We start from the raw sequence: 25346 nt of genomic DNA on the forward strand, positions 1-25346 counted from the left end.
GTTTACCTAGTCCCCATTTTCTTCATCATCTATTTCCTTTACCACTTCAAAATATATCTCATGAGCGAACATATCAACTTTTAATACTCGAATTTTTATCTCATCACCTAATTTATAAATGTTTCTATTTCTCTCCCCTACAAGGCTTAAATGTTTTTCATCATATACATAGTAGTCATCTTCCAAAGTACTCATGTGAACTAATCCTTCTATCGTATTTGGAAGTTCTACAAACATTCCGAAATTAGTAACTGAAGATATTATTCCTTCAAATTCTTCCCCTATTCTTTTACTCATATATTCCGCCTTTTTAAGATCATCTACTTCTCTTTCAGCGTCTTGAGCAACTCTTTCCATTTCAGAAGATTGTTTTGCAGCATAGTCTACTTCTTTTACCAATGTTTTTATTCTATTATCAGTTAACCTGCCGTTTATAAATTCTTTAATAATTCTATGAATAATTAAGTCAGGGTATCTTCTTATAGGCGATGTAAAATGGCAGTAGTATCTAGCTGCCAACCCAAAATGGCCCACACACTCCGATGAATATCTGGCCTGTTTCATAGAACGGAGCAGCAAAGTACTCACTACAATCTCTTCTTTTTTACCTTTTACCTTTTCTACAATATCCTGTAATGCTTTAGGATGGACTTCCTGTCCCCATTTTATCACATATCCTAAATTATGTACAAACTCATTAAAATGCATTAATTTTTCCTCATCAGGGTCTTCATGTATCCTATATACAAAAGGTAAATTGGTCCAAAACATATGCTCAGCTATAGTTTCATTACACACTAACATAAACTCTTCTATTATCCTGTTAGATATTCCTCTTTCATAAGGCTCAATCTTTACAGGCACACCTAAGTCATCTAAAATTATCTTGCATTCTTGAAAGTCAAAATCTATAGCTCCTCTTGTCATTCTCCTTTTATTTAAAATTTTACACAACTCTTCCATCAAATTAAATGTATCCACTAAATAACTATACTTTTCCATAGTCTCAGCATCTTTATCTCTTAGTATCTTTGTTACGTCAGTATAAGTCATCCTCTCATTGCTTCTAATTACACTTTCCACAACATTATGCTGTACTACTTTGCCAGTTTTATCTATTTCCATGAGACAACTCAATGTTAGTCTATCCGTATTAGGATTTAAACTACAAATACCATTTGAAAGTTTCTTAGGAAGCATAGGTATAACTCTATCTATAAGATAAACAGAAGTTCCTCTCTTTAATGCCTCTTTATCTAATGGATTTTTCTCCCTTACATAGTTGGATACGTCGGCTATATGGACACCTAGAGAGTAATTTCCATTTGGCAATTTACTTAAGGATATAGCATCATCTAGATCCTTAGCATCTTCTCCATCTATTGTAACTGTAAGTAAATCCCTTAAATCAGTTCTTCTATCATACTCTTCTTTTGGAATTTCTTCAGGTATATTTTCAACATATTGCTGAACTTTTATAGGAAACTCTTCCGGTAAATTATTCTTTTTTATTATGGTCAATATGTCTATGCCCTTTTCTCCTTTTTTGCCTAATATGTTTATTATCTTCCCCTCTGGATTTCTTCTTTTTTCAGGCCACTCAGTTATTTCTGCAACTACCACATCACCTGTTTGAGCATTTTTTCTACATTCCTTAGGTATAAATATATCTTGATATATTCGCTTTTCTTCTGGTACCACAAATCCAAAATTTGTACTGTCTTCAAACGTGCCTATAACTACTTTATTGGCTCTTTCTAATACTCTTATAATTTCCCCTTCACATTTTTTACCCTTATCTTCCATTTTCGTTATTTTTACTACTACTTTATCACCATTCATGGCGCCATTTAAATAGGAAGATGGTACAAATACATCTGCTCCTTCATTCTCTGGTATAACAAAACCATATCCTTTTTGATGTCCTTGAAACTTGCCTGTTACAAGTCCCATTCTATCCGGTATTCCATATCTTTTTCTGCGTGTTTTAACTACCAATCCTTCCTTTTCCAAATCATCCAATACCTTTTTAAAATCTTTTGCTTCAGCCTTTGTTACAGAAAATATACCCTCTAATTCTCTTATATTCATAGGCTTATAAGCCTGCTCTTCCATAAAATTTATAATTACTTCTTTTATATTCATTTTTTCACCACCTACTATTATCTTAACTTAAATATGGTAAAAATATTCAATATTACCCAGATTATTTATTTATAAAAAAATAAATAGAGCAACATATACCCTATTTATACAAACTGCTATCTAAATTACTTTATGAAATTTTGCACTACACATATAATTGCAAATAGTATAGCTAGTATAACAGTCATTCTTACTAACATTGCTTCTGAAGTCCTTGATTTATTTCTTGAATAAAAGCTTTCACCTGATCCACCAGATATAAGTCCACTCAACCCATTAGTTTTACCTGGCTGTATCAGCACAACTGCTACAAGCATAATTCCAATTATCAGTTGTAAAATTACTAAAAAAATGTGCATAGGTAATTTCCTCCTACATATTGCATTTTAAATTAACACATATACTATATTAACATATGTATCTAATAATTTCAATTTACTATTTTTTAAAAACCCGGTGTTTTTACACCGGGCCCTTTTTACTTTCTGTTTAGATTGTAAAATGCATCTAATCCTCTGTACTCAGCTACTTCTCCTAGTTCTTCTTCTATTCTTAGAAGTTGATTATACTTTGCAACTCTTTCACTTCTTGCTGGTGCACCAGTTTTAATCTGTCCTGCATTTACTGCTACTACTAAATCAGCTATTGTAGTATCTTCTGTCTCACCTGACCTATGTGATACAACTGCAGTATAGCCTGCTCTCTCTGCCATCTCTATAGCATTTAATGTCTCTGTAAGAGTTCCTATTTGGTTTAATTTTATAAGTATAGAATTGGCAACTTTTTTATCTATACCTTTTTTCAATCTTTCTGTATTAGTTACAAAGAGGTCATCGCCTACTAACTGAATTTTATCTCCTAGCTTTTCAGTTAATAATGCCCATCCTTCCCAATCTTCTTCTGCCATACCATCTTCTAAGGAGATTATAGGATATTTGTTTGCAATATCTACATAGAAATCTACCATTTCTGCAGGAGTTAAAACTTTGCCTTCTCCATTTAAATTGTATTTTCCATCTTCATAAAATTCTGATGAAGCAGGATCTAATGCTATAAATATATCTTTTCCTGGAGTATATCCAGCCTTTTCTATAGCTTCAACTATTACCTGTATAGCCTCTTCATTTGATTTTAGATTTGGAGCAAATCCACCTTCATCACCTACACCAGTGTCATAACTCTTGGATTTCAAAAGTGACTTCAATGTGTGGTAAACTTCAGAACTCATTCTAAGAGCTTCACTAAAACTTGGAGCGCCTGCAGGCATTATCATAAATTCCTGAAGATCTACATTATTATCAGCATGTTTTCCACCATTTAGTATGTTCATCATTGGAACTGGAAGAACTTTTGCGTTTACTCCACCTATATATTGATATAAGCTTAGTCCCAAATATTCAGCAGCTGCTCTTGCACAAGCAAGTGATACACCTAATGTAGCATTAGCACCTAACTTAGCCTTATTTTTTGTGCCATCAAGTTCTATCATTGTCTTGTCTATAAGCACTTGATCAAATACATTCATTCCTATAAGTTCTTCTGCTACGTAATTATTTATATTGTCAATAGCCTTCAAAACACCTTTTCCCTTATATTTTTCAGTATCTCCATCCCTAAGTTCTACAGCTTCAAATGCTCCTGTAGATGCGCCAGAAGGTACTGCTGATCTGCCTACAGTTCCATCTTCTAATACAACCTCTACCTCTACAGTTGGATTTGATCTTGAATCAAGGATTTGTCTTGCCATTACATCTACTATTTCTATATAATTTTTCATAAATTCTAACCGCTATGTAAAACAACGGTTTTTTCACTCCCTTCATTTCTTATTTTAATTTTATATACATATTTAAAAAATCAGCTAGTTAAGTTTAATCTTTTAATATGAGACTTTTACCTGTCATTTCTGAAGGCTTTTCTAGTCCCATAACATCAAGTATTGTAGGAGAAATATCTGCTAATATGCCATCTTGTCTCAAAGGTTTTGAGTTATTTGATACAAATAAAAATGGTACTTCATTTGTAGTATGTGCTGTCATAGGATTTCCTGTAGAATAATTTGTCATTTGCTCACAATTTCCATGATCTGCTGTTATAAATACTATTCCATCCTTTTCTAAAACTTCATCTACAATCTTACCCAAACATTCATCTACTGCTTCTACTGCTTTTTTTGCAGCCTCAAATTTTCCTGTATGACCTACCATATCAGGATTAGCAAAATTTAATATTATAGTATCATATTTATCTTGATTTAATTCATTTAATACTTCACTTGTTACCTCTCTAGCACTCATTTCTGGCTTTAAATCATAAGTGGCAACTTTAGGTGAAGGAATGAGATCTCTATCTTCATTTTCATTTGGTTTTTCAACTCCACCATTAAAGAAAAAAGTTACATGAGCATATTTCTCAGTTTCTGCTATTCTAAGTTGTCTCTTTCCTTTACTACTGAGATACTCTCCCAATGTATTTTTATGTAGTTGATTTTTAAAGGCTACATCCACATTTTCCAGAGTAGAATCATATTGTGTCATAGTTACAAACTCAATATTTAAATTATTTCTTTTAAATCCTTTAAACACCTTATCATTTATAGCTCGTGTAAGCTGTCTTGCCCTATCAGGTCTAAAATTAAAAAATATTACAGAATCTTCATCTTTTATAGTAGCAATTGGATTTCCACGTTCTTCAATTACTGTTGGAATTATAAATTCATCGGTCTTACCCTCTTCATAGGAATTTTGAACTGCTTCCAGGGCACTCTTTGCTTTTTTCCCTTGACCATATACAAGTGCATTATATGCAAGCTCCACCCTTTCCCATCTATTGTCTCTGTCCATAGCATAGTACCTTCCCGATACTGTTGCTATCTCTCCAATTCCTATTTGCTTTATGTAACTTTCCATATCTTTTATATAGGATCCAGCAGAAGAAGGAGGTACATCTCTTCCATCAGTAAAAGCATGAATATATACGTCCTCTAGACCTTTTTCCTTGGCTAATTTAAGAAGTCCTTTCAAATGGTCCGTGTGAGAATGTACACCACCTGGTGATAAAAGTCCCAAAAGATGGAGGGATGAATTATTTTTAAGACAGTTATCCATAGCTTTATTTAGAGCTTCATTTTTGAAAAAATCCCTTTCTTCTATGGACTTTGTAATTCTAGTCAGTGCTTGATACACAATTCTTCCTGCACCTATATTTAGATGTCCAACTTCAGAATTGCCCATCTGTCCTTCTGGAAGACCTACACTTAATCCACTAGCTCCTAACTCAGTATGAGGATAATTTTTATAGTATTTATCAAAATTAGGTTTATGGGCTGCTTTAATTGCATTTCCCTCTGTTTTTTCAGATATTCCAAAACCATCTAATATCATAAGCATTACTGGTTTCTTTTTCATCTTTTCCTCCAAAATACAATAAAATTTAGTAATTAACTATTTTTGCAAAGTCTTCTGACTTTAAGCTGGCTCCTCCAACTAACGCTCCATCTATATCTGACTGTGCCATCTGAGCTTTAATTGTAGCCGGTTTCACAGAACCACCATATTGAATTCTTGTTTTCTCCGCTGTTTCCCTGCCATACATTTTGGCAATTACACTTCTAATATAAGCTATAGTATCATTTGCCTGTTTGTCTGTAGCAGTTTTTCCCGTACCTATAGCCCATATTGGTTCGTATGCCACAACTAATTTTTCCACCTGACTTTTTTCAAGTCCTGCAAGATCAATCTTTATCTGTTTCCCTAAAACTTCTTCTGTTACATCTGATTCTCTTTCTTCTAAAGTCTCTCCACAACAAACTATAGGGTTTATATCGTATGCAAAAGCTTTTTTCACTTTTTTATTAATTGACTCGTCTGTCTCATTGAAATATTGTCTTCTTTCACTGTGCCCAATTATTACAAAATCTATTCCAATATCCTTAAGCATATTAGGAGCTACTTCTCCAGTATACGCTCCATTTTCTTCATAGTGCATATTTTGTGCTCCTACTTTTATGTTACTTCCCTTTACTGCTTTGACAACTGCATCTAAACAAACATAAGGAGGACATACAACTACATCGCATTTCGCATCACTTACTAGAGGTTTTAACTCTTCAACTAACTTCAGTGCTTCAGTTACAGTTTTATTCATTTTCCAATTTCCAGCTATTATTGCCTTTCTCATATAAATTACCTCCCCTTATTTCTATTTATCATTTAAAGCTGCTATTCCTGGCAGCTCTTTTCCCTCTAAGAACTCAAGAGAAGCTCCTCCGCCTGTAGATATATGGGTCATCTTATCTCCAAAACCAAGTTGATTTACAGCTGCAGCGCTATCTCCACCACCTATGATTGTAGTTGCTTTAGATTCAGCCATTGCTTTAGCTACAGCAAAAGTACCCTTGGCAAAGTTTTCAAACTCAAATACTCCCATAGGTCCATTCCATACTACAGTTTTTGCATCTTTTATAGCTTCTTCATATAGCTTAGAGGTTTTTGGTCCAATATCAAGTCCCATATAACCATCTTTTATATCTACTCCATCTGTAACTATAGGGTTTGCATTTGCATCAAATTTATCTGCTATTACAGTATCTATAGGTAAAAGTAACTTTACTCCTTGGGCTTTTGCCTTACCTATCATCTGTCTGGCATACTCCAATTTATCCTCTTCTAGCAGAGAAGTTCCTATAGAGTGACCTTCAGCTTTTGAAAAAGTATAACTCATTCCTCCTCCAATTATAAGGGTATCTACCTTTTCAAGCAAATTATTTATTACATTAATTTTATCAGAAACCTTAGCACCACCTAATATAGCAATAAATGGTCTTGTTGGGTCTTCTACTGCATTTCCTAAAAATTTAAGTTCTTTTTGAATTAAGTACCCACATACGGCAGTATCCAAAAATTTAGCAACTCCCACAGTAGAACAGTGTGCTCTATGAGCTGAACCAAAAGCATCATTTACAAATATTTCAGCAAGGGATGCAAGTTCTTTTGAAAAATTGTCTTCATTTTTAGTTTCTTCTTTTCTATATCTTGTGTTTTCAAGAAGGACTACATCTCCATTTTTCATATTCTTAACTGCAGTCCTAGCATTTTCTCCTACTACCACATCATCTGCTGCAAATACAACTTCTTTTTTTAAAAGTTCTGAAAGCCTTTTTGAAACTGGAAGCAGTGACATTTCTGGTTTTGGCTCTCCCTTTGGTTTTCCAAGATGTGAGCAAAGTATAACCTTTGCATTTTTCTCAAGTAAATATTGTATAGTTGGAAGTGCACCGATAATCCTATTCTCATCTGTTATCTTTCCATCTTTTAGTGGAACATTAAAATCACATCTAACAAGTACTCTTTTTCCACTTACATCTACATCCTCAATTGTCTTTTTATTAAAAGCCATATCTGTTCCCAACTCCTTTATAAATTTATTTCACGGTAACATTATACAACTGATTTTAAAATTATTGTAGTAAAAAAGCCCGGCCTCATAGCCAAAACTACAAAACCAGGCCCTATAATATTATAGTCTGTCGGCAACGTATTTAGTTAAATCTGCTAGTCTATTTGAATATCCAAATTCGTTATCATACCAAGCAACAACTTTAACCATGTTTCCACCTATAGCCATAGTTGAAAGTCCATCTACTATAGAAGATCTTTCATCTCCTCTATAATCTACAGATACCAAAGGTTCATCACTGTATCCTAATATTCCTTTCATATCAGTTTCAGCAGCTTTTTTGAATGCTGCATTTACTTCTTCTACTGTTACATCTCTTGAAAGTTCTGCAACTAAATCTGTGCATGATACTGTAGGTGTAGGTACTCTAAGAGAAAATCCATTTAATTTTCCCTTTAACTGAGGAAGTACAAGTGCAACTGCCTTTGCTGCTCCTGTAGTAGTTGGAATCATAGATTCACAAGCTGCTCTAGCTCTTCTCATATCTCTATGAGGAGCATCTAAAAGTCTTTGGTCTCCAGTATATGAATGTACTGTAGTCATAAGTCCCTTTACTATCTTAAATTCTCTATCTAATATTTTAGCAAATGGTGCAAGACAGTTTGTAGTACATGATGCATTTGAAATTATATTATGTTTAGAAGCATCATACGTTTCTTCGTTAACTCCCATAACTATTGTTGCATCTTCGTTCTTAGCTGGAGCAGATATAAGAACCTTTTTAACTGATCCTCCCAAATGTGCATTGGCTTTTGTAGCATCTGTGAAAAGTCCAGTGGATTCTATAACTATTTCTGCACCTAATGAATTCCAATCTATATTTTTAGGATCTCTTTCTGCAAATATTTTTATTTCATTTCCATTTACAACTATAGAATTTTCTTTTGCTTCTACAGTTCCATCAAATCTACCATATAAAGAATCATATTTTAATAAGTGAGCTAATGTTTTTGCATCAGTTAAATCATTGATACCTACAACCTGTAATTCATTAGCATATCTCTTTACTAATGCTTTAAATACATTCCTTCCTATTCTTCCAAAACCATTAATTCCAACCTTAACCATTTATAATTCCTCCTAAAAATTAAATATTTATTTTAACATAATATATTGTGTTTACTTTATGAATTTAACAATTTCCCTAGCAGCACCTTCATCTGTAATAAGGATGCCATTATGATTATTTCTTACTGTAGCAAGAATAGCCTCAGCCTTACTGCTTCCTCCAGCTACAGCCATCAATATCTCTATTTTACCTATTTCTTCATTTACTATTCCTATGCTTGGAGTAGAATATACTACATTTCCATTTCTATCAAAGTAACATCCAAAAGCTTCTCCTACTGCTCCATCTTCCTGGATCTTATTTATCTTTTCTTCTGGTAATCCTCTTCTTTTTGCCATTTTACAAGCCATTCCTACACCATACATAAGTATATTTGCATTTGATATATTTTTTAATATATCCTGTATATCTTTTTCCTCAATAATTGCCTTTAACGCATTGCCACTTAAATTGTCAGGAACATGAAGTAATTTATAAGTACCTTCTAATTTTTCTGCTAATCTAGCCGATAGGGTATTGGCTTGAGTTTCAACATTTTTGCCCATGCCACCTCTAGCTGGCACAACTAATATGTCCTTTATGTTAGAAACTTTAGGCATATTATCAATTACTTCTTTTATAGTGGATCCACCAGTAATTGCAATGACATCATTGCTTTTTAACACATTCTTAAGATAACTTGCAGCAGCTCTTCCTATTTCATTTAGCACAGTTATATCTTCATCACAATTTCCTGGAACAATTATGATATTTTCTAAATCTAAATTATCCTTCATAAATTCCTCAATCTTAGACAATCCTCTTAATTCGTGTATAAAATCCTTAAGTTTGTTTATAATTTCTTCTCCATCCGACGTTATAGTCATGCCAGGAGTGTTTATTTCAATAAAGCCTTGAGCTTTAAGAAAGTTTATTTCAGTTCTAACAATTCTCTCACCTATGCCTAGGTTATTGGCTAATACTCTCCTTCCCACAGGTTGGTTATAGTATATAGTCCTTAAAATGTTATATCTTTTCTCTAATAGTTTTACTAATTCAGGTACTATTCTCTGCTCAAATTTAAGTACATCTTCCACTGCTGTACCTCCCTGGTCAAAATACGTCCCGCTGCATTATTAATTGTCCCACCTATATTATAAAACATATGAACGATTTTTTAAATAGAAATATGAAAAAAATTTAACAACAATTATAAATATTAGGGAGAATATTAAAATCTTCTTCTCCCTTTTGATGATTTTATGCCCATCTCCTCCCTATATTTTGCTACAGTTCTTCTAGAAATATTCATATCTTGTTCATTAACTAAATCACATATTTGTTGGTCAGACAAAGGTTTTTTCTTGTCTTCTTCATTTATTATTTTTTCAATACTCTTTTTAATAATTAATACAGACACATCTTCTCCAGCAAACCCTTTTGATATCCCTGTAGTAAATAAGTCCTTTATTTTTATTGTTCCCCTACTTGTATATATATATTTATCCCTTATAGCCCTGCTTATCGTAGATTCATGCATGTCCATGCTACTTGCTATATCCTTTAAGGTCATTGGTTTTAAATATCTTTCACCATAGTCAAAATAATCCCTTTGCAAATCCAATATTTTTTGTAATACCTTATATATAGTACTTTTTCTGTGTTGTATACTTTTTATAAGAAATACTGCACTGTTTAATTTTTCTTTTACATAATCTGCAGCTTCTTTGTCCTCATGATTTTCAACTATATCTTTATATGCTGAATTTATGATGAGTCTTGGCGTTAAATCATCATTCATAATTATATAATATTTGTCTCCAATTTTTTCTATATAAGCATCTGGAATTATATATTTTACATCTTCTCCTGTATAAAATCCTCTAGAAGGTTTTGGATCGAAAGTTTTTATAATATCACCATATTCCTGAGCCTGCTTTACATTTATCCCCATATTCTTTGCTATAACAGTATACTTATTTTCCGCAATTAACTCTAAATATTTATCTATTATTATAAATATATTTTCATCATCTATTCTTCTCTGTGTTGCCTGTATCCTCAGACATTCGGATAAATTCCTAGCACCTATTCCATAAGGTTCTAAAGTTTGAATTATATCTATACAGTACTTTACAAGTTTTGTTGAAATTTTAAGATCTTCTTCTATTTCTCCTTCTTCTATAACTAAATATCCTCTATGATCTATATTTTCTATAATATAGGAACATATAGATTTAACGTAATCCTTTTCATTTAAGTCCATTATTTCCTCTTTTAAATATTCCTTTAAGGACTTTTTGTGAGAAATAAAGTTAAAAGGAGACACTTCTTCTTCATCACTTTTGTGATAGCTTTGATGACTAAAATTATTTGAATTAAGACTCTTTATAATTTCCTTATAATCCAATTTGTCTTTTTCTATCTCAGTAGAATCCGGTTCCTTAACATCAAGGACAGGGTTTTGTTGAAATTCTTTTTCTATATATTCCTGAAGTTCAAAACTTGACATCTGAAGCATTTTTATGGACAATTGCATTTGCTGAGTCATGATTAATTTTTGTTCTTGAGTTAAATTAAGTCCAAAATCCATGTTCATTTTTATATACCTCCTATTCTCACATTTTACTAAAAAAACAGCCTCTTTATTTTATTATATCATGAAGCTGTAAAAAACTTTATTTTGTTTATTTTTTCTGCAATTCGTAATATATATAGTACTTTACAATTCTTAAATTACAAATTGCAGACTTTATATATCTTAATAATCCTCTACAAAAAATACTCCACAAGCTCCTGAGCCCGAATGCACCCCAACTGTACATCCTACTTCACATTCTATGAAATCTAATTTTTTCTCATTTAAGTTTTCCCTCAGAGGATCCAATATATCCACTTCTCCTACATGAAGTAATATCAAATCTTCACCACTTTTTATTCCTTTCTGATCAAGGTAAGCTAACATACTTCTAAGAATTCTCTTACTTCCTCTTACCTTGTCAACTACTGACATTTCTCCATCTTTTACTTCGACTATTATCTTTATCCCTAAAATGTTTCCTATAACTCCAGATGTTTTAGAAAGACGCCCTCCCCTCACAAGGTTATCTAAGCTGTTAAAAGCAAGAGTACTTTTTATATGGGGAGAAATTTTCTTAACTTCTTTTTCTATTTCTTTTATCCCAAGTCCTGCTTCTTTTAATTTTGCCGCCTTAATAACTTGAATTCCTAGTCCAGAAGTTACATTCATACTATCTATTACAACTATATCATCTGATTTAAGGGTTTCTTTGGCAATACATGCAGATTGATAAGTACCACTCATTTTTGATGAAAGATGAATAGAAATTATTTTGTACCCCTTTTTTATATAAGAATTATAACAATCCAAAAACACCTGTGGATTTACTTGAGCCGTTGCAGGAAAAATATTGCTATTTTCCATTTTATTAAAAAGTGAATAAGTATCTATATCAATTCCATCTCTATAGGATTCTTCACCAAAATTAATAATAAGAGGAAGTACTTCTACATCATACTTTTTTAATATATATTCAGGTAAATCTGCTGTACTATCTGTTATTATCTTTATTTTTTCCATAACTTACTCCTTATTTCATATCGGGAAAATCTATCTGCCTTAACGCCTCATAGGCAACTATTGCTACAGTATTAGATAAATTTAAGGAACGAGTACTTGTTTTTATCATAGGAACTCTTATACATTTTTCAGGGTCACTATCTCTTATTTCATCTGGCAAACCACAGGTTTCCCTTCCAAATACTATAAAGTCCCCGTCTTTAAATTTTGCTTCATGATAAAAGTTTTTCCCATGAGTGGTAGAAAAATAAAAAGTACCATCTTTATATTTTTCTCTAAGCTCTTCATAAGAATCATATAAAGTTAAATCTAGGTACTTCCAATAGTCAAGACCTGCCCTTCTCAAATGTTTTTCATCTAAACTAAAACCTAAAGGTTTTATCAGATGGAGCTTGGATCCTGTAAGTACACATGTTCTAGCAATGTTTCCAGTATTTTGTGGTATTTCAGGCTGAAATAACACTATATTTAAACTCAATTTTATTTCCTCCTCTATTAACAGCATATAAAATATAAATAATAATTTCTTTAAGCTTCTACACTCATTAGTTCAAAAGTCCTATTAAATATATTACTCCATATTGATGTTTCAGTAAAGAGCATACCTTTAATTGACAATCTCTGTAGAATCTATCCACAGTTGTGGATTATTTAAGATTAACTTTTCAATAGTATTTTTTCTATATTTTATTCCACATCCAATTGTCTTAGAAGCACTGAGGGATTTATATCTTGAAAATTAACTTATACACAGTCATATTTTTACAATAATGAAGTTCTTTTAAATATTGTAAAAATATCCGTAATATAAGGTTGATTTTTTGCTTAGTAATACCTACATTGACGATCATTGAGCATTTTCATTTAAATACTTTATTATGCCATCTGAAATATTTTTTGCAAGTCTTTTTAATACATCCTCATTCGACAACCTTTTTCTATCCTCAGCATTAGTTATAAATCCACATTCCATAAGCACTCCAGGTATTTTGCTATATCTTAGTACTGCTAGATTTTGTCTTCTTATGCCCTTACTTTCCCAACCATCATTTTTTACTGCCTGACTTTCTATTGTTTTTGCTAATCTTATCCTTTCAGATTTTTGATATCCATTTACATCATAATATAATGCAGTTATTCCATTAAAATTTTTATCATTTAAAGAATTTACGTGAATTGAAACAAAAACATCTGCATGAGAAGAATTCGTTTTGTTACCTATTTCTTTAAGTGGTACTAGCTTGTCCTTATCACGAGTCAAAAATACTACATCTCCCTGACTCTTTAAGTAAAACTGAGCATACTTTGCTATCTTTAAAGTTAAGTCCTTTTCACTCATATTTCCATAGCTTGTCCCTCTATCTATTCCTCCGTGACCAGGGTCAAGTACTATACGATACTTTTTAGATGAACTATGATTATTTGACATTTTAACTACAGGAGATGCAGCTACTTTCATAGAGTTAACTTCATTCAATATTTTAATATTTTTTCCGAAAATAAACATTATCAAAATTAAAAAAATGCAGGAAAACATTAACTTTTTTCTGCTGTCAATTCTCATAATATCACTGTCCCTTTTTCGTTTTTTTATGATATGTACATTATATCATTTGTTTCCTTAATATTCCAGTTAATATTATCCTTCTAGCAAATTATATTTTTACATAGATTTAATTTTGTTTTAATATGCTATTAATAATTATATATTAGTATATTTACATAGGAGGTATCAAATATGAATATATGTATAGACATTGACGGAACAATTACAGACCCATATTACTGGATAGAAAGTGCCAATAAATACTTTAATAAGAATATAACTGCCGATAAAGTAACCCAATATGAACTTCATAAAATTATTGGAATAACAAGAGATGAGTATATAGATTTTTACAATAAAATTAAATTTAAACTTCATAGTGAAGAGACAATAAGAAAAGATGCCATAGAAGTTATACAAAAACTCATAGAATTAAATAATATTTATTTTGTAACTGCTCGTGAAAAATGTCTGGAAATTGTAACGCACAAATATTTGAATAAATATGAAATACCTTATAATGGTGTTTATGTCCTCGGTTCTACCCATAAAGTAGATACAGCTAAAAATTTAAAATGTGATATATTTATAGAAGATAGTTATGAAAATGCCCTTGAATTATCTAAAAATAATTTTAAAGTACTACTAGTAGACACAAACTACAACCGCCTGCCTTTAAATCAAAATATCACCAGGGTATTAAATTGGAATGAAATATACGATATTATAGAAAAAATGCTGTTACAAAAAAAAGCCATGTAATAGCATTTTCCTAATTTTATCAATCATCCGCATTTGTAGTAGCTATAACCACTGCAATTACTATAAGTATCCCACCTATAAAAAAGCCAAATGTAAGCTGCTCGTGGAGGTAGAACCATCCAAAAATTGAACCCGTAACAGGCTGAAAAAATAAAAATAGGGATCCAGTTCCTGTATCCATAAGTTCAATTCCTTTATTCCACAAAAAAAATGCTCCTGCTGTAGATACAACTCCAAGATAAATCATCCCAAGTATGAGACTTCTGTTATTTAGTATTAATGCAAAGTTATTATTTTGCATTAGCATAAATGGAGTGGTAAATATTAAAGCAAATAGCATTGCATATGTAGTTATAATTAGTGAATCAAATCGCTTAGATGCTATTTTTACATAAACAGACAATAACGCCCAGGTCACAGCAGCCCCAACAAGAATTATATTTCCTAAAAGATGTTTCATAAACATGGAATCCAATCCAATAACTATGATGACACCAAAAGCAGCAAGTATTAGAGAGATTATTTTTTTCTTTGTAAATAACTCCTTAAGTATGAATCTGGCAAATATAATCACAAATACAGGTGTAGACGCTGTAATTAATGATCCCATATGTGCATCTGATAATTTTGTGCCCATAAACTGGAGGCATATAGAAATAAAATATCCTATAAAACCTATCCATGCAATGAGAAGCCAGTCCTTCTTTTTTATAACTACCTTACATCCTTTTTTATAATTAAAAAACATAAGTATTAAAAACAGAACTACAAAGGCAATTGCATATCTAATCCACACAAGTGTAATTGGAGAAATAAACTCCAGTATATATTTACTAACTACATACATTCCACCCCATATACAAGCTGCCAAAAATAAGCATATTGATCCAATCAATCTTTTTTTCATTATTAATACCTCCATCTTCTTACATTTATATAAGTTAACATCTAAGAGAAGGTATTTTAATCAAACAATCAACCTTTATCTTAGATTATAGAGATACAACTGGTTGATCATTTTCAAATAAATCTGAAAAATACATATATATTTTTCCCACCTTTCATAATACCATGATGCAAATAAACTAAACATCCATGTTTTTCACTAAAACTTATTCGCTGTATATTTATATTTTAGTATATCACAGCAAAATGTAACATACTATTTTATTTAATCCTGATCTATATTTATACAAGCCCTTAAAATTTTTAACTGACACTATATTTAAAAAAATTTAAGCATAGCAAAAGGCCCCCAAAATCAATCAGAGGTCTTATATACGCTTGGATTATCGGATGGGCGGTGTATCCATCATCTCAGGTACTCTTTCGAGTGTGTCGGGAACCATTTCCGACCTCAATAATCCTATAATTATCATATACATTTGTTATATTTATTATACATTCTTTACTTATTTTTGTCAATAATAAATTTCTTAACTCTTCCACTATGTAACCTTCTCCGAAGCTTTGATTCTTGAATGTCATACATTGTAGAGACATATAAATAATTTTCATCAACATCTAACTTTATTCCAACTAGGATATTTTTATTAAGAACTTTAATTAATTCTACAGTATCCCCTTTTTCATTTGGATTTATCCCGACATAATCAGGATTTTTTATGATATTTGATATATCATCTATATGTTTTAAACAATTAAAATGCTTTTCCTTTATTAAATGGGCTGGAAGTCCTTTGGAGCGATATATTTTTTGTAATGGTAAATTTGAACCAATTATATCGTTTAATTTTTGATAAAACCTTCCAACTTGAATTAATTTATCATTTTTGTCTTCCATTTTCCCATCTCCTCTACAAAACATCTACTCCTATAAGCTTATAACTTTTCAAACAAGTAGTAAATATTTTGTAGAAATTTAGTTATTTTTATACCTGTATAACTTTTCCAATTAATAGTATCCTGTGATTTTAAAGTTATGCCATTAATAATTCTTCTTAACACCTTATCTAATACTCTATATGGTATCCTAATCCAATATTTGGCATTAAAAGTATTGAATTGCAAAATCTGCACAGGTTAAATAAAAATAAAGAATCAAGACTTCCAACACCATCGCTGAAAGCCTTGATTCTTCTATTGGTGCGGATAACAGGACTTGAACCTGCATGAAGTTTCCCTCACTAGAACCTGAATCTAGCGCGTCTGCCAGTTCCGCCATATCCGCATAAGTTACTTATCTATTATAGCATACTTTTTTAATTAAGTTAATAAGTAACTTTTATTTTGACACTGAAGAATTGGAATACAAATTAAATACTATGTTACCACCTGAAGTATAGCCTTGTATGTATATAGGATATTTAAAATCATTTCTAAATTTATAATCTATGTTTCCGTAATCTACTGTAGCATCCATTCCTTGAGAAACATAATGAACAGGCATAGTATGATGAGTCCTTTCAGTAGATGTAAGTCCTGCTTTAGCAACTACATTATAAAGCGTCGTAGATACCTGGCATATTCCCCCGCCAAGTCCTGACTCTACTTTATCTCCAATAATAACAGGAGCTGCCTCATATCCTTTGGCTGCAGTTCTCTGACCTACAACATCATTGAAGCTAAAAGTATCTCCTGGCATTACTACATGTCCATTTATGCTGCTAGTAGCAAGTGATATGTTATTTGCTCTTTCACCAGAAGATATACCTCCATAAGCTGTACTAAAATTAGATATTAATGTGTCAACAGGTTTAAGATCATCTTCCTTTATTTTAGCTTTAGTAGTTTTGAGCACTGCTTTTACAGTTAAATCCTGATCTGAATTATTATCTATTTTAGATTCAATATCTTTTTTCAAAGCTTCTTTATCTACTTTAACCCCGTCTTTCTGTGGTATTACTGAAAACTTCACTCCTCCCATTTCAAGAGATGCATTCACAGGTTCTGTATCAACTTCACTTGCAATTTTATTTACCATATTATCTATAACTTTGGTGTTATAAGAAAATTTCAAATTATAGTTTACATTTTTAGGATTCTTTAATAATTCATATTTTTTAAATATATTGCTGCTTTTTCCATAAGAATAGGCCAACTTTACTGTATCATCCAAGTTGTACGTAAAACTTAAACTCGAATAAGGTAATTCATAACTTTTACTTCCTGCAGTTATAGTAATTTGTTTCTGTTGAAATTTATTTAAATATCCGCCGTTCATTATAATCTTAGCCTGATCTTTAGTTTTTGCAGAAAGATCCGTATTATTTATAGAAACTTTAGGATAAATTAAGTTATCCCAATATTTTATATCATTATAATGATATACTATAAATCCGCAGCTTATACTCAAAAAAATAGTTAAGGCAGCCAAACCTAATATTTTTAATCTTCCGCCTGACTTTCTTTTTGACTTCCTAGTTCTTCTTTTTGCACTCATCATTATCACCTCTTCACTTTCACATAGTTATTATACTATAGAGCAGTAACTTTTATATATAAAAATTATTAATTTAATTACTCAACTTTCGCAGTTTTAAAAAACTTGCGAAGCAAAGCTTCGCAAAGTTTTCATATTAAATCAAAATTCTATATGTACAAAAGTTGATTTAATTATTATTAAATAAACATAGCTTTTATGCTATCATAAAAGTATGTTTGATTTACAAATATACTTAAGTATGGAGGTAATACATAAATGAAAGCTGAGATATTATGCGTTGGTACAGAGATTTTACTTGGAGATATCGTAAATACAAATGCACAATTTATTTCCAAAGGATTAGCTGATCTTGGTATAGAAGTGTATCACCAATCTGTTGTGGGAGATAATCCTCAGAGACTTTTAGATGAGTTTAGAAAATCTTTTGAAAGAACTGACATTATAATTACAACTGGAGGGCTTGGGCCTACACAAGATGATCTAACTAAAGAAACTGGTGCCGAATACTTTAACAAGGAAATGATTTTAGATAAAAATTCACTTAACCATTTAGAATCTTATTTTAAGAAAATAGGGAAAACAAATTTAGAAGGCAATAACATAAAGCAAGCTTACTTTCCTGAAGGTGCTTATATATTTCCTAATCCACATGGTACGGCTCCTGGCTGTTGTATGGAGCAAAATGGCAAAATTTTAATAATACTCCCCGGTCCTCCAAAAGAGGCAAAGCCTATGTTTCAAAATTATGTAGTTCCATTTTTAAAAAAATATAGTAATGGAATAATAAAATCTAAAACACTTAGAGTTTGCGGTATGGGAGAAAGTTCTATGGCTGAGAGTGTCTCAGATCTTATAAATAATAGTGTAAATCCCACTGTAGCTCCTTATGCAAAGGAAAATGATACAATACTTAGAATTACTGCACGGGCAAATACAGAAGAAGAAGCTGTAGAGCTTATAAAACCTGTAGAATCTAAAATTAGAGAAAAACTAGGGATAAATATATATGGTGAAGATAATGATACTATGGAAGAGGCTATAGGAAAATTATTGATAAATAAAGAATTAACTATATCCTCAGCAGAATCATGTACTGGTGGGCTAATAGCTGCAAGACTTGTAAATTATCCTGGTATATCTGCTGTATTTAAAGAAGGTGCTGTCACTTATACCAACGAGGCCAAAATGAAAAGACTAGGGGTAAAAAAGGATACCCTAGACAAATTTACTGCTGTTAGTTCCGAGACTGCAAAAGAAATGGCAGAAGGTATAGCTAAAACAGCAAATACCGATATAGGCATAGCTACTACAGGAGTTGCAGGTCCTGGCGGCGGTACTTACAAAAAACCTGTAGGTCTAGTATATATAGGACTTTACATAAATGGAGAGACTTATGTTAAGAAGTGCCAATTCTTTGGCAGCAGAGATGTGATAAGGCAAAGGGCTACTATGACAGCTCTTGATTTAATAAGAAGACACATTATAAATTTGTAGAGTTTATAAGTAAAAGTTAACTACTCAACTTTGTTCTTTAAGAAATTGTGAAGCAATATTTTTAAAAAACAAAGTTCAAAGTTCAAATATCAAATAAAGATAATTTTCTTTCTAACGTCAGAAAATATTAAAATTATAGATCTCCTGAGGTACGATGGAAATCATCTTTATCTGTTCTTTGTTATTTGAACTCTGCTATTTTGAAAAAACTTCTATTTAGAAACTCTATGTAAGTTTCAAACTTCAAGATTTAGTTTCCTCTGGATGATTGAAATATTCACAGTAAGGTGCTAGAGGGCAATGTTCACAATCAGGTTTTCTTGACTTACATATACGCCTTCCGTGCCATATTAAATAATGATGTGAATCACTCCACATACTTTTGGGTATATTTTTCATAAGTTCCATTTCTACCTTGTGAGGAGTAGTTCCTTTTGCAATTCCAAGTCTATTTGATACCCTAAATACATGGGTATCCACTGCAATTGCTGGAACTCCAAAGGCGTTTGACAAAACAACATCCGCAGTTTTTCTGCCCACTCCTGGAAGTTCTATCAACTGTTCCATAGTATGTGGTACCTCTCCACCGTACTTTTCAATAAGTTCTCTGCTAGTTGAAAGTATATTCTTGCTTTTATTTCTAAAAAAGCCGCAGCTTTTTATCCTTTCTCCTAATTCTTCCTCTGTTAGAGATATCATTTTTTCAGGAGTATTATATTGTTTATACAATTCTGATGTAACTTTATTTACTCTTACATCAGTGCATTGAGCTGAAAGCATAGTGGACACTAACAATTCATAAGGAGACTCGAAATTCAATGCACATTTTGCTTCTGGATAAGTTTCTTTCAGTACTTTCAATATATTATCTACATTTTGTTTATCCAACTTTTATCACCTTCATTAATCCTTGTATATTCCTCTATATTGTTCAGGCAAAAGTTCTGCTATTTTTTTCATAAATAAATCAGATATTCTGTCTTCATATACATGTTTGTTTTCACCTTTATTTTGGGGCGGTATATCTATCTGCTTTCCTATGTTTACATTTACCTCTGCATTATGAAAACTTTCTAAAGCCATATCCTTGTCACTTATAGGTAAAAGTTTCTCAGTCCCAGAGATACCGATAGGAAGAATTGCAGCCTTAGTTAACTTCTGTATTAAAACTACTCCTCTTTTTCCTTTTGCTAAGCTTGCTGTTCTACTTCTCGTTCCCTCAGGAAACATGAGTATATTATTACCACTTTTTACGGTTTTTACAACTTTAGATATAGCATCCTTGTCCGCACTATTTGGTTTTATATTGATGGTCTTTGTAATACACATACCAAGCTGAGTTAAAGAATTTTGATTCAGTTTTTTACCTGCTACAAAAGTCAGGTTTTCTGATTTAAGTACTCTACTTAATACAAGAGCATCAGAATTACTTAAATGATTGCAGATAAATATTACAGGTCTTTCCACTTCATTTAAATTTTCAATGCCTTTTACTTTTATATCTGCACATCTATTTAAGTAACCACTTAATATTTTTTTTGAAATATAAGCTAGAAGTCCTTTAGGGAGATGTCCCATTAGCTTGACCACCCATGGAGAAATCATAAATAAATCCACCTTTCCTTTTTATATATGGTATACTTTCTAAATGTACCTCTCTCATATAAATTATAATTTTAAAACCTGTAAAAGTCTATCATAATAATCTTTTACATAGGTAGACCTTATGTTTTTATATTCCAAATTAATACTTTTATTTAATGTAAGCATATTTATAATTGCATTTCTCTGAATAATATTTTTACCTCTCCATCCACAGGATGTATTTTTGTATTTCTCTGTAAATGTTTTTTTATCCATATCTACAATTTCATTTAAATCAACTCTGCTCATAAAATCAAAAGGCTCAAAATCCTGTATATTAGAAAAGGCAACCTTACTATTATATGGACATACTTTTTGGCAAGTATCACATCCAAATAATCTCCCTTGAAACTGTGAAAACCATTTATTATCTATATGTTTTTTTTGAGTTATATATGACATACATATATTAGAATTTTTATCTCCAAGTAAAGCGCCTGTAGGACATGATGTTTTGCATAAATTACAGCTGCCGCACTTACTTTCTAGTGGAGTATCAGCTTCTATTTTTATATCAGTTATTATTTCTCCTAAAAAAACATAAGACCCATATTTCTCTGTAATAATCATATTATTTTTTCCTATAAACCCTATTCCACACTGAAAAGCTATATATCTCTCAGGCAAGGAATTACTATCTACAAAGTATACAGCTTTTCCCCCTAAACCCCTTATAAAATCACACACTTTTTGTAAATAATAACGTACTACTACATGATAGTCTTTCCCTCTAGTATATAGAGAAAAGCTTATATTTTTCTCATGTTGCTTTTCAAATAAATAGGGAAAGGCAATGGATATTATTGTCTTTCCCCCATCCATATACACATATGGATTAACTCTATTTTCAATATTCTTTTCTTCGAATTCATTTTCAAGCAAATTTTCTTTTCTATATTTAAAACAATTTTTTAACTGGGTGAATATTCTGCATTTTGTAAATCCTATAGTATCCAATCCAATCTTATTACAGTAACTCAATATATCTTCCTTATAGTTCAAACCTTTCACCTGCTTATTATAGAAATTATATTATCATTTCATTATATATCTTTTTTCTTCTTCCTGCATAGTCTTTTATTTCTATAACAGTATTACTTTCAGCCTTAACTACTTTAGCTGGTATACCTACTACAGTACAATTTGCTGGTATATCTTTCAAAACTACTGAATTTGCACCTACTTTTACATTATCGCCTACAACTATTGGCCCTAAAAGTTTTGCTCCACTTCCTATAAATACGTTATTTCCTACTGTAGGATGCCTTTTTCCTGTATCCTTTCCTGTTCCTCCTAAAGTCACTCCATGGTAAAGCGTTACATTATCTCCAACCTCTGCAGTCTCACCTATAACAACACCCATACCATGATCTATAAATAATCCCTTTCCTATTTTAGCCCCTGGGTGTATTTCTATTCCAGTTAAACCCCTAGCAATTTGTGATATTAACCTAGCAATAAAGAAACATTTCTTGTTATAAAAAAAATGTGCTATTCTATACTGTATCAAAGCATGAATAAAAGGATATAATATAAAAACCTCTAACGGATTTCTAGCCGCTGGATCATTTTTCATAGCATTTTTAATATCATAAGCTAATAGCTTAAATGGGTTTCTCATTGTTTTCTCCTTTCAAATTTATTGATCAAATTTTGAATAATACTAAGTAATCAATTCACAATGCACGATGCACAATTGTGCACTGTGAATTGATTGAATTACATACTAATCATATAATCCCATGGATAGGTATTTCTCTCCTCCATCTGGTGCTACAGTTACTACTTTTTTACCTTTTCCAAGTTTTTTTGCCACCTGAATTGCTGCAGCTATATTAGCTCCTGAGGATATACCAACTAGTATTCCCTCTTCTTTTCCCATAAGTTTAGCATATTTAAAAGCTTCTTCATCTGTTACAGTTATGATCTCATCTACAATTTCTGATTTGTAGATATCAGGTACAAATCCTGCCCCTATACCTTGTATTTTATGAGCTCCAGTTTTACCTCCTGACAAAACTGGTGAACCTGCTGGCTCTACTGCAACTACCTTTACATCTTTATTGTGCTTTTTCAAGTTTTCTCCTACTCCTATTGCTGTTCCTCCAGTACCAACACCAGCTACGAAAGCATCTACATCCTTTAAATCCTCTAAAATTTCCTCTGCTGTAGTTTCATAATGTTTTTTAGGATTAGCAGTATTTATAAATTGTTGCGGTATATAGTAACCCTCTTTATCTTTACCAATTTCATAAGATTTCTCTATAGCTCCTTTCATGCCTTTAGCTCCATCTGTCAAAACTAGTTCTGCCCCATAAGCTTTTATCATATTTCTTCTCTCTACACTCATAGTTTCTGGCATTACAATTGTAACTTTATATCCTTTTAATTTTCCTATCATTGCAAGAGCTATACCCATATTACCGCTAGTTGGCTCCACTATTGTGTCACCTTTTTTTAAAAGTCCTTCTCTTTCAGCTCTTTCAACCATGCCAAGAGCAGCTCTGTCTTTAATGCTTCCACCAGGATTGAATTTTTCAAGTTTAACATATATGTCAGCTGCATCCTCATTTTTAAAATTATCAAGTTTAAACAAAGGCGTATTACCTATCATATCTATAGCATTAGTAAATATCATTTTAGTACCTCCCAAAATTTTATATAATAATTAATATTTTAAGTATGAAATTTACTTTGAAATCAAAAAAAACTCCGTCTCTATATGTTATATAGAGACGAAGTATATACTCCGTGGTTCCACTCTAATTAGATTTTTAAAAAATCCAACTCTCAATCGAACACAGCGCTATGTTCTATCACTATAACGGGCGAACCCGATGTAATCTACTATTAATTCGACCACATAACTCCAAAGGGCACTTCACCTAAACTTAATTTAGAAACTTTCACCAACTGTTTCTTCTCTGCAAAATTTAATTTAAGTTACTTTTCTTTTTCAAAGTATTCTTGAGTGTTTTACTATGATTTATATTTATATTATACAACTACCTAAATTTTTGTCAATAATATTTTTAATTTTATATAGAACTTTTTTGTCCTATGGTAACCATTGCTCACATCACCATCTTATATAATGTTTAGCTGGAGAAAGTTATAATTGTAATCAAACTCCATCTGGACCTAAAAATCAATTGATACAAATTTAAAAGGCTTATACAAGTAAGTAAGCTTATGTATAGGAAACACAACTAAAATCTATTTTTTTCTTTCTTAAATAATACTGAGTTAAACTCTCCTCCTAAAATAGTTATTGTAGATAAAATAAAAAGCCAGGTTAAAAGCACTATTACAGCTCCTATACTTCCATAAATTTTAGAATAATTTCCAAAATTATTTACATAAAAGGCAAAACCCATAGAAGCTATTACGATACCTATAGTGGAAAAGACCGCACCTGGTAATACTTTTCTCCACGTAAGCCTTACATTTGGAGTAAAAATATAGACTGCTGCAAATATAAATATGGTTCCAAAAAATATAATAACATATCGTAATATATTCCATAAAAATCCAAATCCCTCGGAAATCCCTAACTGAAAAGCTAAAAAACTTCCAAGCATTTGTCCAAATACTAAAAACAATAAAGTACATAATATTATCAACGTTACTCCTAGTGTGCATAGTATAGATATAATATATATCTTAAATATTGATCTAGTTTCTCTTTGATCATATGCTTTATTCAATCCTTTTATAACAGCATGAAATCCACCTGATAGAGCCCATAGTGTAAGAATCAAGCTTAAGCATAAAAGTTCAATATTTTTGCTATTAGCAGTTTTAATTACTGTATTTTCTATTAATTCCAGTGCATTTTTAGGCAATACATTACTTAAAACTAGCAATATATCATTACTACTTATATCACTATACCCTATAAGGCTTATAAAGAATACTAAAAAAGGAAAAATAGAAAATAATAGGCTATATGCAAGTTGTGAAGCCAGCGCTAATACATCGTCTTGTATAAATCTAAAAATAAATTCCTTTAATTTACTAAATGCTCTTTCCTTCAAAAAAATTCTCCTCTTTTATGCATTTGAAAGAAAACAGACCAGCATACTGACTGGTTATTTCTTTGAAAATACCTTAAATTTAATTGTCTATATATCTTCAGAATATTGTATATTATCCGCTATATAGACTATATATTAATATTATGCTATACTCTTATTTGTTATTATAATTTTGCCCTTTTACATAAAAAATTATAAGCAAATAT

General features: G+C 31.3%; 23 protein-coding genes, 1 tRNA gene and 1 other annotated feature. Of the genes, 2 read left to right on the forward strand and 22 right to left on the reverse strand.

Going from position 1 to position 25346, the window contains the following annotated elements:
- Positions 1-6 precede the first annotated feature (6 nt).
- The 12 genes from rnr to DMR38_RS19515 form a co-directional block, all read right to left on the reverse strand.
- Positions 7-2145 (reverse strand): ribonuclease R, encoded by a 2139-nt coding sequence (rnr, locus tag DMR38_RS19460; RefSeq protein WP_127723137.1) that lies wholly within the window; start codon positions 2143-2145, stop codon positions 7-9.
- 125 nt (positions 2146-2270) lie between these two features.
- Positions 2271-2504 carry a preprotein translocase subunit SecG gene (gene secG, locus DMR38_RS19465; protein WP_127723139.1) on the reverse strand — a complete coding sequence of 78 codons (234 nt, stop codon included), beginning with the start codon at positions 2502-2504 and terminating at the stop codon, positions 2271-2273.
- A 119-nt stretch (positions 2505-2623) separates the two neighbouring features.
- Positions 2624-3922, reverse strand: a complete 1299-nt coding sequence (eno, locus tag DMR38_RS19470) for a phosphopyruvate hydratase (RefSeq protein WP_127723141.1) — start codon at positions 3920-3922, stop codon at positions 2624-2626.
- A gap of 94 nt (positions 3923-4016) precedes the next feature.
- The gene (gpmI, locus tag DMR38_RS19475) at positions 4017-5552 is read right to left on the reverse strand and encodes a 2,3-bisphosphoglycerate-independent phosphoglycerate mutase (RefSeq protein ID WP_127723143.1); all 1536 of its coding nucleotides are present in this window, start codon (positions 5550-5552) and stop codon (positions 4017-4019) included.
- 25 nt (positions 5553-5577) lie between these two features.
- Positions 5578-6324: a triose-phosphate isomerase gene (tpiA, locus tag DMR38_RS22445; protein WP_127723145.1), complete on the reverse strand. Its 747-nt coding sequence runs from the start codon at positions 6322-6324 to the stop codon at positions 5578-5580.
- A 21-nt stretch (positions 6325-6345) separates the two neighbouring features.
- A complete protein-coding gene (locus DMR38_RS22450) occupies positions 6346-7542 on the reverse strand; it encodes a phosphoglycerate kinase (RefSeq protein WP_127723147.1) in 1197 nt (398 codons plus the stop codon).
- Positions 7543-7662: 120 nt separating this feature from the next.
- A complete protein-coding gene (gap, locus tag DMR38_RS19490) occupies positions 7663-8670 on the reverse strand; it encodes a type I glyceraldehyde-3-phosphate dehydrogenase (RefSeq protein ID WP_063555151.1) in 1008 nt (335 codons plus the stop codon).
- Between the two features lie 51 nt (positions 8671-8721).
- Positions 8722-9747 carry a sugar-binding domain-containing protein gene (locus DMR38_RS19495; protein WP_127723149.1) on the reverse strand — a complete coding sequence of 342 codons (1026 nt, stop codon included), beginning with the start codon at positions 9745-9747 and terminating at the stop codon, positions 8722-8724.
- Positions 9748-9881: 134 nt separating this feature from the next.
- Positions 9882-11243 (reverse strand): RNA polymerase factor sigma-54, encoded by a 1362-nt coding sequence (gene rpoN, locus DMR38_RS19500; protein ID WP_175413147.1) that lies wholly within the window; start codon positions 11241-11243, stop codon positions 9882-9884.
- 168 nt (positions 11244-11411) lie between these two features.
- Positions 11412-12251 (reverse strand): DegV family protein, encoded by an 840-nt coding sequence (locus DMR38_RS19505; RefSeq protein WP_127723153.1) that lies wholly within the window; start codon positions 12249-12251, stop codon positions 11412-11414.
- Between the two features lie 10 nt (positions 12252-12261).
- A complete protein-coding gene (trmL, locus tag DMR38_RS19510) occupies positions 12262-12729 on the reverse strand; it encodes a tRNA (uridine(34)/cytosine(34)/5-carboxymethylaminomethyluridine(34)-2'-O)-methyltransferase TrmL (RefSeq protein WP_127723155.1) in 468 nt (155 codons plus the stop codon).
- A 369-nt stretch (positions 12730-13098) separates the two neighbouring features.
- Positions 13099-13728 carry an N-acetylmuramoyl-L-alanine amidase gene (locus DMR38_RS19515; protein WP_243124374.1) on the reverse strand — a complete coding sequence of 210 codons (630 nt, stop codon included), beginning with the start codon at positions 13726-13728 and terminating at the stop codon, positions 13099-13101.
- A gap of 261 nt (positions 13729-13989) precedes the next feature.
- On the opposite strand from DMR38_RS19515, the gene DMR38_RS19520 reads away from it, so the two are divergent.
- Positions 13990-14559 carry a hypothetical protein gene (locus DMR38_RS19520; RefSeq protein ID WP_127723159.1) on the forward strand — a complete coding sequence of 190 codons (570 nt, stop codon included), beginning with the start codon at positions 13990-13992 and terminating at the stop codon, positions 14557-14559.
- A gap of 19 nt (positions 14560-14578) precedes the next feature.
- Here DMR38_RS19520 and DMR38_RS19525 read toward each other — a convergent pair whose 3' ends face one another.
- The 4 genes from DMR38_RS19525 to DMR38_RS19540 form a co-directional block, all read right to left on the reverse strand.
- Positions 14579-15466, reverse strand: a complete 888-nt coding sequence (locus DMR38_RS19525) for a DMT family transporter (protein ID WP_127723161.1) — start codon at positions 15464-15466, stop codon at positions 14579-14581.
- Between the two features lie 501 nt (positions 15467-15967).
- Entirely contained in the window at positions 15968-16363 is a 396-nt protein-coding gene (locus DMR38_RS19530) for a hypothetical protein (RefSeq protein WP_127723163.1), read from the reverse strand.
- A 300-nt stretch (positions 16364-16663) separates the two neighbouring features.
- Positions 16664-16750 (reverse strand) — tRNA-Leu (locus DMR38_RS19535).
- 54 nt (positions 16751-16804) lie between these two features.
- On the reverse strand, positions 16805-17962 hold the full coding sequence (locus DMR38_RS19540) for a VanW family protein (protein WP_127724179.1): 1158 nt from the start codon (positions 17960-17962) through the stop codon (positions 16805-16807).
- Positions 17963-18220: 258 nt separating this feature from the next.
- Between DMR38_RS19540 and DMR38_RS19545 the strand changes: the two genes are divergently transcribed.
- A complete protein-coding gene (locus DMR38_RS19545; protein WP_127723165.1) occupies positions 18221-19459 on the forward strand; it encodes a competence/damage-inducible protein A in 1239 nt (412 codons plus the stop codon).
- Positions 19460-19702: 243 nt separating this feature from the next.
- Here the strand turns inward: DMR38_RS19545 and nth are convergent, their stop codons facing one another.
- The 6 genes from nth to DMR38_RS19575 all read right to left on the reverse strand — a co-directional run bounded on the left by nth (position 19703) and on the right by DMR38_RS19575 (position 25140).
- Positions 19703-20347, reverse strand: coding sequence for an endonuclease III (gene nth / locus DMR38_RS19550; protein WP_127723167.1), 645 nt, complete (start codon positions 20345-20347; stop codon positions 19703-19705).
- A gap of 15 nt (positions 20348-20362) precedes the next feature.
- Positions 20363-21064: a lysophospholipid acyltransferase family protein gene (locus tag DMR38_RS19555; protein ID WP_127723169.1), complete on the reverse strand. Its 702-nt coding sequence runs from the start codon at positions 21062-21064 to the stop codon at positions 20363-20365.
- Between the two features lie 63 nt (positions 21065-21127).
- Positions 21128-22105: a tRNA epoxyqueuosine(34) reductase QueG gene (gene queG, locus DMR38_RS19560; RefSeq protein WP_127723171.1), complete on the reverse strand. Its 978-nt coding sequence runs from the start codon at positions 22103-22105 to the stop codon at positions 21128-21130.
- A 25-nt stretch (positions 22106-22130) separates the two neighbouring features.
- Positions 22131-22724: a serine O-acetyltransferase EpsC gene (gene epsC, locus DMR38_RS19565; protein ID WP_013240527.1), complete on the reverse strand. Its 594-nt coding sequence runs from the start codon at positions 22722-22724 to the stop codon at positions 22131-22133.
- Positions 22725-22829: 105 nt separating this feature from the next.
- Positions 22830-23741, reverse strand: a complete 912-nt coding sequence (cysK, locus tag DMR38_RS19570) for a cysteine synthase A (protein WP_127723173.1) — start codon at positions 23739-23741, stop codon at positions 22830-22832.
- A gap of 90 nt (positions 23742-23831) precedes the next feature.
- Positions 23832-24072: a binding site (T-box leader), on the reverse strand.
- A 240-nt stretch (positions 24073-24312) separates the two neighbouring features.
- Entirely contained in the window at positions 24313-25140 is an 828-nt protein-coding gene (locus tag DMR38_RS19575) for a YihY/virulence factor BrkB family protein (RefSeq protein ID WP_127723175.1), read from the reverse strand.
- Positions 25141-25346: the final 206 nt, after the last annotated feature.

Origin of the sequence: Clostridium sp. AWRP (assembly GCF_004006395.2) — a bacterium.
Lineage (GTDB): Bacteria > Bacillota > Clostridia > Clostridiales > Clostridiaceae > Clostridium_B.